9 protein-coding genes and 1 pseudogene are annotated in these 12,164 nt (G+C 72.2%); 6 read left to right on the top strand and 4 right to left on the bottom strand.

Going from position 1 to position 12,164, the window contains the following annotated elements:
• Positions 1 to 45 precede the first annotated feature (45 nt).
• A pseudogene (locus IE286_RS27285) lies at positions 46 to 467 on the top strand (His/Gly/Thr/Pro-type tRNA ligase C-terminal domain-containing protein); the annotation flags it as partial.
• Between the two features lie 142 nt (positions 468 to 609).
• Positions 610 to 1,164, top strand: coding sequence for a glycoside hydrolase family 25 protein (locus tag IE286_RS19400; RefSeq protein ID WP_189798042.1), 555 nt, complete (start codon positions 610 to 612; stop codon positions 1,162 to 1,164).
• 87 nt (positions 1,165 to 1,251) lie between these two features.
• On the opposite strand, the gene IE286_RS19395 is transcribed toward IE286_RS19400, so the two are convergent.
• From IE286_RS19395 to IE286_RS19380, 4 genes are all read right to left on the bottom strand, one after another.
• On the bottom strand, positions 1,252 to 1,464 hold the full coding sequence (locus IE286_RS19395) for an EF-hand domain-containing protein (protein WP_125496237.1): 213 nt from the start codon (positions 1,462 to 1,464) through the stop codon (positions 1,252 to 1,254).
• Between the two features lie 204 nt (positions 1,465 to 1,668).
• A complete protein-coding gene (locus tag IE286_RS19390; RefSeq protein ID WP_189798041.1) occupies positions 1,669 to 2,166 on the bottom strand; it encodes an ATP-binding protein in 498 nt (165 codons plus the stop codon).
• A gap of 295 nt (positions 2,167 to 2,461) precedes the next feature.
• The gene (locus IE286_RS19385; protein ID WP_189798040.1) at positions 2,462 to 3,229 is read right to left on the bottom strand and encodes an enoyl-CoA hydratase/isomerase family protein; all 768 of its coding nucleotides are present in this window, start codon (positions 3,227 to 3,229) and stop codon (positions 2,462 to 2,464) included.
• 91 nt (positions 3,230 to 3,320) lie between these two features.
• Entirely contained in the window at positions 3,321 to 4,565 is a 1,245-nt protein-coding gene (locus IE286_RS19380) for a L,D-transpeptidase (protein WP_189798039.1), read from the bottom strand.
• 424 nt (positions 4,566 to 4,989) lie between these two features.
• Here IE286_RS19380 and IE286_RS19375 point away from each other — a divergent pair, with 424 nt between their 5' ends.
• From IE286_RS19375 to IE286_RS19360, 4 genes are all read left to right on the top strand, one after another.
• Positions 4,990 to 6,879 carry an ABC transporter ATP-binding protein gene (locus tag IE286_RS19375; protein ID WP_189798038.1) on the top strand — a complete coding sequence of 630 codons (1,890 nt, stop codon included), beginning with the start codon at positions 4,990 to 4,992 and terminating at the stop codon, positions 6,877 to 6,879.
• Positions 6,876 to 8,732 (top strand): ABC transporter ATP-binding protein, encoded by a 1,857-nt coding sequence (locus tag IE286_RS19370; RefSeq protein ID WP_189798037.1) that lies wholly within the window; start codon positions 6,876 to 6,878, stop codon positions 8,730 to 8,732. Before IE286_RS19375 ends, IE286_RS19370 begins: the two co-directional genes overlap by 4 nt.
• Before the next feature lie 275 nt (positions 8,733 to 9,007).
• Positions 9,008 to 9,652: a maltokinase N-terminal cap-like domain-containing protein gene (locus tag IE286_RS19365; RefSeq protein WP_189798036.1), complete on the top strand. Its 645-nt coding sequence runs from the start codon at positions 9,008 to 9,010 to the stop codon at positions 9,650 to 9,652.
• Positions 9,653 to 10,344: 692 nt separating this feature from the next.
• The gene (locus IE286_RS19360) at positions 10,345 to 12,000 is read left to right on the top strand and encodes a M4 family metallopeptidase (RefSeq protein WP_189798035.1); all 1,656 of its coding nucleotides are present in this window, start codon (positions 10,345 to 10,347) and stop codon (positions 11,998 to 12,000) included.
• Positions 12,001 to 12,164 lie beyond the last annotated feature (164 nt).

Genomic DNA, 12,164 nt, shown 5'->3' with positions numbered 1-12,164 from the left:
TGGCCGGACACCTGAGGAGGCGGCTGCCGGATCCGGGGCCGCGTCTTCGGATGCCGGATCGTGGGCTGGGACCTCAAGGGGGGCCGATCCGGATCGAGGTGGGGCCGCGCGAGGTGAAGAACGGCACCGAGACGCTGGCCCGACGTGTCCCCGGCGGCAAGAACCGGTGCGGGTCGAGGCCGTGGCCGCGCTGCTGCCCGGCATCCTGGAGGAGGACCAGGCGCTGCTGCTGGCGCAGTCCCGGGAGCACCGGGAGAGCCGCACCGTCGAGATGACCACGGTCGAGGAGGCGGCCGAGGCCGCGCGCCGGGTGGGCGCGCATGCCCTGGGCCGCGCTGGGTCCTGAGGGCGAGGAGAGGCTCGCCGGGCTGGGCGTGTCAGTGCGGTGCCTGGTCGCTGCGGACGGCTCGGTGCCCGGCAGCGAGGACCAGCCGGGCAACGTGGCGGTCCTGGCGCGCGCCTGCTGAGCGGCTATGTCCGGCCGCCCGTGACACCCGTGCGGGGACTCGTTGACGCACAAGTTCGGACGTTGTGGAGGATCAGCTGCCGGGGACGCGGGGCAGAACTCAAGCGACGACTCCTCCCCCCACGGCATCAGAGGGAGTTCCCATGCTGCACGGCATCGACGTGAGTGCCTATCAGTCCTCCGACTACAGCACGAGCGGCCTCTCCTTCGTCTTCATCAAGGCGACGGAGGGCCGCTCCTACGTCAACTCTCGGCTGACCGCGCAGACCAAGCACGGCCGGGACGCGGGGCTCGTGGTCGGCTTCTACCACTTCCTGTGGCCGGGCAACATCACCGCGCAGGCCGAGTACTTCGTCTCGCACGCCCCGGAGAAGGCCGGCGACATCCTCGCCGTCGACTGGGAGACCACCGGCGAGGGCACCCACGCGAGCAACGCGGAGAAGGACGCCTTCATCCGCAAGGTGAAGCAACTGCGGCCGAAGAACCGGGTGATCCTGTACTGCAACCGCCACTTCTGGCTGAACATCGACACCACGTCCTACGCCGGGGACGGGCTGTGGATCGCCGACTACGTCACCGCCGGCAAGCCGCGCATCAAGGCCTCGTGGCGCTTCCACCAGTACACCGACGACCCGCTGGACAAGAACGTGGCGAACTTCGCCAGCAAGGACGCCCTGCTCAAGTGGGCGAACAAGTAGTTCTTGTGCGGCCGACCGTGCGGCCGCACGGGCGAGGGCGCCCTGCCGGGCCGGCGGGCGCCCTCGTGCGTGCGGCTCGGCCGCGGGTCACTTGTTGAGGTAGGCCCAGAACTCGTCGAAGGACAGGACCTTGTCGCCGTTGAGGTCGCGGCTGGCGATGACGGCCTCGGCGACCGTGTCGGTGACGTGCCAGTCGCCCCCCTGGGCCAGGGCGGACTTGAACTCGGCGGCAGTGATGAATCCGTCGCCGTCCGCGTCGATCCGCTGGAACTGCTTGCGTGCTTCCTCGATGTCCGCCACGGGTCGGCCCCTTGTCGTCGGTTCTGATCTGCTGCGCGTCCGGTTGTCGTACGCACAGCAGGTCAGATTAACGGTCCGGTGGTACCGGCGGTGCGGCGGCCGAGGGAAGAGGGGCGACGGCGACGGGACGAGTACGGCTCAGTGCCAGGGACGGCAGTGCGGGCTGCTGCGGCACTCGCCGAGCGCCGGTTCGGCGGGCGGCGCTCAGCGGTCCGCGACCCGCATCTCGAACCAGGTCGTCTTGCCCCGGGGCAGCAGGTCCACGCCCCAGCGGTCGGCCAGCTTCGACACCAGCAGCAGGCCGCGCCCGTTGACGTCCGTCTCGCACACCGGCAGCAGGCACGGCAGCGCGCGGGAGGGGTCGCGCACCTCCACGCGCAGCCGGCCGCGGGAGCGCCGCAACCGCAGTCCGAAGACCCGCGCACCGGTGTGCCGGACGGCGTTGCCGACGAGTTCGGAGACCAGCAGCACCGCGTCCTCCGTCAGCCGGGGGGCCAGCCCCCACTGGCGCGAGACGACGGCCTGGACGAGGCGGCGCGCGGTGGCGGCGGACTGGGGCCGGGACGGGAGCGAGATCTCCTGCTCCGCCGGATTGCCGTACCGGTTGAGTGCGGTGAGCGCCCGTTCGTCCTCCGTCCCGGGCGACCACCGTGCCGCGGCCGCATGCCCCCGCGGCTGTTCGATGCTCTCCAGCCCCGCCATGCTCCCCATCATGACGGGACACGGCAGGCACGGTGGCCGTTCAAGCGGAATGCGCCCCTCGAGCGCCGGTGTTCGGCCACGTGCGCTCGGGGGGCGCCTTCGGACGCCGGATGCCCGCGTCACCCGCCGCGACCTGCACCGACGTCCGGGCCGGTGGCTGCGAGACGGCTCACCGGACGAGGTCGCGCAGCGGCGGGCCGTGCCGGACGGTCCGCTTCTGCGGGGGACGCGGGTCAGACACCGTGTCAATTGCAAGGCTTTTTTGGCGCGATTTCGTCGTGGTGCCGGCAACGGTTCAGCGGAACTTCGCCTTGCCCGGTCCCTGCTCGACGAAGCTGCGCATGCCCCGTTCGCGGTCCTCGGTGGCGAACAGGCCCGCGAACCAGGTCCGCTCGACGGCCAGACCCGTGTCGATGTCGGTCTCCAGCCCGGTGTCGATCGCCTCCTTGGCGGCGCGCAGCGCGATCGCCGGCCCCTGGGCGAGCCGGGCGGCCCACGCGTGTGCCTCCTGGAACACCTCGGCGGCCGGGACGACCCGGTCCACCAGGCCCAGGGCGAGCGCCTCGTCGGCCTTGACGTGGCGGCCGGTGAAGATGAGGTCCTTGGCCTTGGAGGGGCCGATCAGACGGGCCAGCCGCTGGGTGCCGCCCGCACCGGGGATGAGGCCGAGCAGGATCTCCGGCTGGCCGAGCTTGGCGTTGTCGGCGGCGATGCGGTAGTCCGCGCACAGCGCCAGCTCGCAGCCGCCGCCGAGGGCGTAGCCGGTCACGGCGGCGACCACCGGCTTGGGGATGCGGGCCACGGCGGTGAAGGAGTCCTGCAGGGCGCGGGCACGCAGGACCATGTCCGTGTGGTCCATCCTCTGCATCTCCTTGATGTCCGCGCCCGCCGCGAACACCTTCTCGCCGCCGTAGAGGACCACGGCCCGCACGTCGTCGCGGCGGGAGACCTCCTCGGCCAGCTCCTTCAGCCGGTCCTGGGTGGCGATGTCGATCGCGTTCATGGGCGGGCGGTCCAGGCGCAGCGTGCCGACGCCCTCGGCGACTTCCAGAGTTACGGTCATGGCAAGCAGGTTAACGGCCACTAACGCGGGCGGGCCCGGTGCCGTCCGTCACAGCACCGGGCCCGTCGCCCGCACGGTCTTCGGCCGCGGCTCACTTCTTCCACTCGGCCCAGGACATGTTCCAGCCGTTGAGCCCGTTGTCCGGGGACACGGTCCGGTCGTGGGAGTTCTTGACCTCGACCACGTCGCCGACGAGCGAGTGGCTGAAGAACCAGGCGGCCGGCGCGTCGGGGTCGTTGCCGCCGCGCACGTCGCGCAGGCCGACGCAGCCGTGGCTGGCGTTGTAGTGGCCGAAGGCGCCGCCGCCCCAGTAGTTGCCGTGGATGAAGGTGCCGGAGGTGGTCAGGCGCATGGCGTGCGGGACGTCGGGGATGTCGTACTCGCCGCCGTAGCCGACCGTCTCGCCGTTCATCCGGGTCACCCGGAGCTTCTCGCTGATGACCATCTTGCCGTTCCAGGTGTCGTAGCCGCGCTTGCCGGTCGTCACCGGGATCGTCTTGATCACCTTGCCGTCCCGCATCACCTTCATGGTGTGCTTGGCGGCGTCCACGACGGACACCTGGCTGCGGCCGATGGTGAAGGAGACGGTCTTGGACTGCTTGCCGTAGACGCCGGGGCGGCCCTCGACGCCGTCGAGGTTCAGCTCGACGGTGACCTTGGTGCCGGGCTTCCAGTAGTGCTCGGGGCGGAAGTCGAGGCGGTCGTTGCCGAACCAGTGGCCCGCGACCTCGACCTTCGGCTCGGTCGTGATCCGGATGGCCTGCTCGACGGCCTCCGGGTGGGTGATGCCCCGGGTGAAGCGGAGCGAGAACGGCATGCCCACGCCGACCGTGGAGCCGTCCTCGGGGGTGAAGACGCCGACGAAGGTGTTCTTCGGCGTCAGGGTGGTGAAGCTGGTGTCCTGGGTGACCTTGCGGCCGGCGGAGTCCTGGGCGACTGCGTGGACCGTGTACCGGGTCGAGGCCGCCAGGTGGGTGGAGGGCGTCCAGGAGCTGCCGCCGGTTGTCCGCCCGGGTATCTCGGTGCCCTTGGCGTCCTTGACGACGACCTGGGTGAGCGTGCCCTTGCTCGCGGTGACCTTGAGCGCGCCCGTGGTGTCGACGGACCGTGCCCCGTCCTTCGGCGCTATCGTGACGACGGCCTGCGACTGCTTGCTCGCCGCGCTCGCGGCGGCCTTGCCCTTGCCGTGTCCGGCCCCCGAGCCGCCGGCGCCGCCGCACGCGGTGACCGTGAGCAGCAGCGCCGCACAGGCCAGTGCGGGCAGACTTCTGATGCTCCGCCGTCCACGCCGGACGTTCGCGTCAACCGACGCCCCCGATATCGGCCGCACGTTCACGTCGACTCTCCCTCCCCGAGCGGGTCCGGCCCGGATCCCCGCGGCGTGTGTCACACACGCATACGCATGGTAACCGCATGGTCAGAGCCGGTGCGTCCGGCGATTGTCACTGTTGTGTCCCAACTTCGGGACCGCTCGCGTCCGTTGGCCGGCGCGTCGGCGCCCGGCCGGCTCCGTGCTGCGCGGGAGCGTCGCGTACGCGCCTCGTGCGCACTCCGGTGCGCCCCGCCGCGTGCCGTGCGGGCCGCCCGGCGACCGACCCGCTCCCGTGCGACGTGAGGGGGCGTGGCCCGGTGGGCAGAACACCGGGGAGACCGCACGGCCGCCTCGGCCTGACCCGCCCCGCGGACCGTGGACGACGGTGCGCGGGCGGGCCGGAAAATCCGGTGTGAGCGGTAGCCGACGGACCGTACGCTCACCCCTGATGCCCACACCACCCCCTTCCCCGCCCCCGGACCGCCGCCCCGACGAGCCGACCGGCCGTTCGGCCGTCCGCGCCCTGCTGCGGCTGTGGCCCCACGTCCGGCCCGTGCGCGTCCGGCTGTTCACCGCGGCGTTCGTCGCGATCATCGCCTCCTGCGTGGGGCTGGTGATCCCGCTCGTGCTGAAGTGGCTGGTGGACGGCCCGGTCGCCGGCCGGGACACGGCCGGGGTGTGGCTGGGCGCGCTGTATCTGCTGCTGCTCGGGGTCGCGGAGGCGCTGCTGTTCGGGGTGCGGCGGTGGCTGGTGGCCCGCCCCCTGGCCCGCGTCGAGGCGGATCTGCGGGCCCGGCTGTACGCGCATGTGCAGCGGCTGCCGGTGGCCTTCCTGGACCGGTGGGCGTCGGGGCAGCTGCTGTCCCGGGGCACCACCGACCTGATGCTGCTGCGCCAGTTCCTCGCCTTCCCGTTGACGTTCCTGCTGGTCAACGGCGTGACGATCGTGGTGGGCGTGGTCGTCATGCTGCTGCAGGACTTCACGCTGGGGCTGGTGATGCTGGCGCCCGCCGTCCCGCTGGTCGCGTTCAGTTCCGTGTTCGAGAAGCGGTACGCGCGGGCGGCCCGGCAGGCACAGGACCAGGTCGGTGACCTCACGACGGTGATCGAGGAGAGCGTCCTCGGCATCCGCATCGTCAAGGGTTTCGGCCGGCACCGCAGCCAGGCCCGCGCGTTCCGGCAGCTGTCCCGGCGGCTGCGCGGCACGGAACTGCGCAAGGCCCGTCTGCTGGCGACGATCTGGGCGGTGATCGTGACCCTGCCGGAGACCGCCATCGGCGCCACGTTGGTGGTGGGCGCGGTCCAGGTCGCCGACGGCACCCTGTCGGCGGGGACGCTGGTGGCGTTCCTGTCCACGGCACTGGCCCTGCGGTGGCCGGTGGAGTCCATCGGTTTCCTGCTGGCGATGTGCCAGGAGGCGGCGACGGCGACGGAACGGTACTTCGAGGTGCTGGACGCGCCCACCGAGGATCAGCAGGCCGCCGGCGGGCGCACGCCGGTGCCGACGGGCGGATGCCGCAGCCGTGCTGTGCGGGCGTCACCGGCCGCCACGGGCCTGCGGTTCGAGGGCGTCCGCTTCCGCTACCCCGATGCCCCGCCCGGCTCCCCGCCGCTGCTCGACGGCGTCGACCTGCACATCCGGCCCGGCGAGTCCGTGGCCCTGGTGGGCGCGACCGGCAGCGGCAAGACCACCCTGACCGCGCTGGTGCCCCGCCTGCACGAGGTGACCGAGGGCCGCATCACCCTGGACGGACGGGACATCACCGCCATGCCCCGCGAGGAGCTGCGCGCCCTGGTCGCCGTCGCGTTCGAGGAGCCGACGCTGTTCTCCGCGAGCGTGGCCGACAACGTCCTCATGGGCGGCGACGGGACCGCGGGCACCGCCGAGCTGCACCGTGCGCTCGCCGTGGCGCAGGCGGACTTCGTGCACACGCTGCCCCAGGGCACGGCGACCCAGGTCGGCGAGCAGGGCCTGAGCCTGTCGGGCGGGCAGCGTCAGCGCCTGGCGCTGGCCCGTGCCGTCGTGGGCCGCCCGCGTTTTCTGATCCTGGACGATCCGCTGTCCGCGCTGGACGTGCACACGGAGGCCGCGGTGGAGGCCGCGCTGCGCCACGTGCTGGCGGGCACCACCGCGCTGATCGTGGCGCACCGCCCGTCCACGGTGCTGCTGGCCGACCGGGTCGCCCTGCTGTCGCAGGGCCGGATCGCCGCCGTGGGCACCCATCACGAACTGCTGCGCACCAACGCCGAGTACGCCCGTCTGATGTCGGGCCGGCCGTGGGCGGGGGCGCAGCCGGACGGTACCGGCCGAGGACGGCCGGCGAAGGAGGCGCGATGACGGCCCCGACGACGCCCGCCCCGGCCGGCGCGGGCACCGGCGGCGCACCGGGCGGGCAGGACGGCAACCCCTTCGACCGGGACGTGCTGCCCGCTCCGCCCGGCGCCACGGCCGCCCTGCTGCGCTCGCTGCTGGCGCCGAGGAAGGCCCGGGTCGCCCTGGCCACCGTCCTGCTGCTGCTCCAGCAGGCCGCGGTGCAGGCAGGCCCGCTGCTGGTGGCGTATGCGATCGACACCGCGGTCCCGGCGCTGCGCCGCCATGACACGGGGCCGCTGGTCGCGGTGGCGGCCGGCGCTCTGCTGTGCGCACCGGCCTCCGGCGCCCTGCAGTGGGCGTTCACCGTCACCTCCGCCCGGGTCAGCCAGGACGTGCTGCTGGATCTGCGGGGCCGCATCTTCCGGCACGCGCAGGCGCTCAGCGTGGACTTCCACGAGCGCTACACCTCGGGCCGGCTGATCTCCCGGTCCACCACGGACGTGGAGTCGCTGCGGGAGCTGACGAACGAAGGCCTGCAGGAACTGGTCACGATCGCGCTGTCCTTCGTGTCCATCTCGGTGCTGCTGCTGTGGCTGGACGTGGGGCTGGGCGCGGTCGCGGTGGCGTCGTTCGGCCCGCTGACGCTGCTGGTGCGGCGCTACCGGCGGCGTGCCGCGCGGGTCTACCGCGAGCGGTCCACGGCGATCGCCGCGGTGATCGTGAAGTTCGTGGAGACGGTCAACGGCATCCGGCCGGTGCGGGCGTTCCGCCGCGAGGCCGCCAACGACGCCGAGTTCCGCGAGCTGAACCGGCGTCATGAACGCACCAACGGGGACGCGCTGCTGGAGATGGCCCGCTATGTGGTCGGCTCTCGGCTGGTGGCCAACACGGCGGTGGCGGGGATCGTGCTGTGGGGCGCCTGGCGGGTGACGGACGGTTCGCTGGCGCTGGGGTCGCTCGCCGCGGCGGTGCTGTATCTGCGCCGGCTGTACGACCCGATCGACCGGCTGGGGATGTTCCTCAACTACTGTCAGTCGGCGGCGGCCTCCCTGGAGAAGATCGCCGGCCTGCTCGCGCAGACCCCCTCGGTCCCGGAACCGGCCCGCCCGCGTCCGCTGCCGCCGGCCCGCTCGCGGCTGCCCGGCCGTCAGGTGGTCTTCGAGGGTGTCCGCTTCGGCTACCGCACCGGCGGCGAGGTGCTGCCCCGCTTCGACCTGACCATCCCGGCCGGGCAGACGGTCGCGGTGGTCGGCTCCACCGGCGCGGGCAAGTCGACGCTGGCGAAACTGCTGGCCCGGTTCTACGACCCGACCGAGGGCCGCGTGCTGCTGGACGGGGTGGACCTGCGCGACCTCGCCACACCGGAGCTGCGGCGCGGGGTGGTCATGGTGACGCAGGAGGCGTTCCTGTTCTCGGGCACGGTCGCCGACAACATCGCCATCGGCCGGCCCGAGGCGAGCCGGGAGGAGATCGAGCAGGCCGCGAAGGCGATCGGCGCGCACGACTTCATCACCGCCCTGCCCGACGGCTACGACACCGACGTCCGCAAGCGCGGCGGCCGCATCTCCGCCGGCCAGCGCCAACTCGTCGCCTTCGCCCGGGCGCTGCTCGCCGACCCGGGGGTGCTGATCCTGGACGAGGCGACCAGCTCGCTCGACATCCCGGGCGAGCAGGCCGTGCAGCAGGCGATGGCGACGGTGCTGCGGGGCCGCACGGCGGTGGTGATCGCGCACCGGCTGTCCACGGTCGAGATCGCCGACCGGGTGCTGGTGATGGAGCACGGCCGCATCGTCGAGGACGGCTCACCGTCCGGACTGATCGCCGGCACCGGCCCGTTCGCGGGACTGCACCGGGCGTGGCGGGACAGCCTGGCGTGACTCTCCTGACGCTCCGGAGCGACCGAGTTCCAAGGCGACGGAATCAGGAGTGACGGACTTCCGGAGTGACGGACTTCCGGAGTGAGGGACTTCCGGAGCGGGGGAGTTCGGGAGTGACGGCGTGGCCGGGTGGCGGCAATCCGGAACGAGCGGCTGCGCACAGCGGCGACGAGAGCGCGCCGTCGCCCGGCCCGTGGCACACACCCCGCGGCCGGACGTGACAGGGTTCCGCACGAAGCGATACGACCGCAGCTGACCGACGAGGAGCACCGGACATGTCCGTCATCCACAAGACCACCCTGCAGCCCACCAAGCTGGAGCTGCTCGCCTCCTGGCTGCCCTCCCGCCCGTGGTACCGGGGCGACAAGGCGCAGCCGAAGCTCACCAAGGCCGGCGGTTTCCGTCTCGACGACCCGGAGGGCGAGGTCGGGATCGAGTTCATGGTCGTCGAGGACGCCTCCACGGCCGAGCCCACCACCTATCTGGTGCCGCTCACCTACCGCGGCGCCCCGCTCGACGGCGCCGGGCACGCACTGCTCGGCACCGCGGAGCACGGGGTCCTGGGCCGGCGCTGGATCTACGACGGCTGCCACGACCCGGTCCTGGTGGCCCAGGTGACGGCCCTGATCGAGGGCCGCGCCCAGCCTCAGGCGCAAAGCATCAGCAACACTCCCGACCACGAGGTCGCCCGCTCCTTCACCGGCACGGGCCCGCTGCCGGCCGGGTTCACCGCCACGGACACCGCCGAGCACACCGACCTGACGGCCCCGGACGGCACCGTCCTGCGGGTGCTGCGCATTCTGCGGCCGGCCGCCGAGCACCCCGTTCCGGCGCCGGCCGGGGCCACCGGCCACGTCACCGGCGCCTGGGCCCTCCCCGACGGCACCCGCGTGCACGGGGTGTTCTTCGTCCTGCGCTGACACAACGGCCGGACGGCGCGTGAGCCGCTGCCCGTGACGGCACCAGCACCGTGGTGCCGGGAAAGCCCGCCCGGGCGGGGCGGCAGGGGGCGCGGCGGCCGGTGCCCGGGAGACGGACGGGCGGCACGAGCGGCACGGGACGCGCCCGGCGGGAGCGGTCCCGTGCCGGTCCGTATAGCGGACATGCACTCCCGGTCAACGAACGGTTTCCGGCCAACGTTCCCTGCGGAACGCAACCTTACGGCGCGCCAGTTGTCCCACCTCTCCTCGCCCGGCCCAATCCCGCCCGGCGGCTGACGTCCGGCGGCCGAACTCCACCGGGCGCGCTTGCGGCCCGGCGCGTTCACCACCCCGCGGCACGCGGTCCCGTACGGCGCCGATCCGCGGTGTGGGCTGCGAAGTCCGGCCAGGACACGGACGTTTCCGTGACCGACGGACGGCTTGCCGACGAGTCGTCAAACACTGTGCGAACACTGGGCCACCGGCCCGTGACGACTCCCGAAACGCCGCCCGTTCACATGTTTGAAACACATGTCGGACAGACCATTTTCGGCCAACATCACGAGGGGGTCATGACATGAACACGCTTGCGGTGCCACTCTTCCAGCACCCGCCGCACGAGCACAGCAACCTGACATCCGCTCCGGCCCGGTGCCCCACGCCGGCCGGACTCCCCCACAGAAGGAGCTTGTGTGACTCCCCGCTACGCGCGTCACAAGCGCACCACGCTGGCCATCGCCACCGCCGTCGCCGCCGGAGCCCTGCTGAGCACGGGTGTGGCCGCGAGCGCCTCGGCCCAGACCACGGCCGCCTCCGAGGTCCGCACGCCGGCCGCCGCTCCCACCGCTCTGTCCGCCGCGGCCCGCACCTCCCTGCTGCAGCAGGCGCAGGCGCAGGCCGCCGACACCGCACAGCAGATAGGCCTGGGGTCCGAGGAGAAGCTGGTCGCCAAGGACGTCGTCAGAGACGCCGACGGCACGGTGCACACCCGGTACGAGCGCACCTACGCGGGCCTGCCCGTCCTCGGCGGCGACCTGGTCGTGCACACCTCCCCGGCCGGCAGGACCGAGGGCGTCACCAAGGCGACCAACGCGTCCATCAAGATCGCCTCGCTCACCCCGAAGGTCGCCGCGGCCACCGCCGAGAAGCAGGCCGTGAGCCTGGCCAAGGACGCCGGTTCCGCGCAGACCACCGCCGACCAGGCTCCGCGCAAGGTCATCTGGGCGGCCACCGGCAAGCCGGTCCTCGCCTACGAGACCGTCGTCGGCGGCCTGCAGGACGACGGCACCCCGAACGAGCTGCACGTCATCACCGACGCCGCCACCGGCGAGAAGCTCTACGAGTACCAGGGCATCAAGACCGGCACCGGCAAGACGCTGTACTCGGGCACGGTGACGCTCGGCACCTACAAGTCGGGCTCGACGTACCAGCTGTACGACACCTCGCGCGGCGGCCACAAGACCTACAACCTCGCCCGCAGGACCTCCGGCACCGGCACCCTGTTCACCGACGCCGACGACGTCTGGGGCACCGGCACCGCCTCCAGCTCCTCCTCCGACCAGACGGCCGCCGCCGACGCCGCCTACGGCGCGCAGGAGACCTGGGACTTCTACAAGAACACCTTCGGCCGCAACGGCATCCGCAACGACGGCAAGGCGGCCTACTCCCGCGTCCACTACAGCAGCGGCTACGTCAACGCCTTCTGGGACGACAGCTGCTTCTGCATGACCTACGGCGACGGCCAGGGCAACACCCACCCGCTGACCGCGCTGGACGTGGCCGGCCACGAGATGAGCCACGGCGTCACCTCCGTCACGGCCGGGCTCAACTACTCCGGTGAGTCCGGCGGCCTGAACGAGGCCACCTCCGACATCCTCGGCACCGGTGTCGAGTTCTACGCGAACAACCCGTCCGACCCGGGTGACTACCTGATCGGCGAGCAGATCGACATCAACGGCGACGGCAGCCCGCTGCGCTACATGGACAAGCCCAGCAAGGACGGCGCCTCGGCCGACTACTGGTCCTCCAGCCTCGGCAACAAGGACGTCCACTACTCGTCCGGTGTCGCCAACCACTTCTTCTACCTGCTCAGCGAGGGCAGCGGCGCCAAGACGATCAACGGCGTGAGCTACAACTCGCCGACGTACGACGGCTCCACGGTCACCGGCATCGGCCGGGACAAGGCGCTGCAGATCTGGTACAAGGCGCTGACCGAGTACATGACGTCCACCACCAACTACAAGGGCGCCCGCACCGCGACCCTCAACGCGGCCGCGGACCTGTACGGCTCGAGCAGCACCGAGTACAAGGCGGTGGCGGCGGCCTGGTCCGCGGTCAACGTCAGCTGAACCGCCTCACCTGCACGTGCGGCCCGCCCCCCCGGGGCGACGGGTGACGGCCACGTGTGAGGAGTGACGGCCACGCGGCCCCCGGGAGCTTGGGTTCAAGGGGTCGTCGCAACACCACTTGGTTTCAGGTGGTGAGTAGATCACGTAGACGCTCGGCTGGGGTA

The sequence above is a fragment of the Streptomyces thermodiastaticus genome (genome assembly GCF_014656135.1).
GTDB lineage: Bacteria > Actinomycetota > Actinomycetes > Streptomycetales > Streptomycetaceae > Streptomyces > Streptomyces thermodiastaticus.
This window is presented reverse-complemented; position numbering and strand designations above follow the sequence as displayed.

Bases quoted from the DNA above. Each gene is read 5' to 3' on its own strand.
- IE286_RS19400 (WP_189798042.1), top strand. From the start codon at position 610: ATGCTGCACGGCATCGACGTGAGTGCCTATCAGTCCTCCGACTACAGC.
- IE286_RS19390 (WP_189798041.1), bottom strand. From the start codon at position 2,166: ATGGCGGGGCTGGAGAGCATCGAACAGCCGCGGGGGCATGCGGCCGCG.
- IE286_RS19385 (WP_189798040.1), bottom strand. From the start codon at position 3,229: ATGACCGTAACTCTGGAAGTCGCCGAGGGCGTCGGCACGCTGCGCCTG.
- IE286_RS19375 (WP_189798038.1), top strand. From the start codon at position 4,990: ATGCCCACACCACCCCCTTCCCCGCCCCCGGACCGCCGCCCCGACGAG.
- IE286_RS19370 (WP_189798037.1), top strand. From the start codon at position 6,876: ATGACGGCCCCGACGACGCCCGCCCCGGCCGGCGCGGGCACCGGCGGC.
- IE286_RS19365 (WP_189798036.1), top strand. From the start codon at position 9,008: ATGTCCGTCATCCACAAGACCACCCTGCAGCCCACCAAGCTGGAGCTG.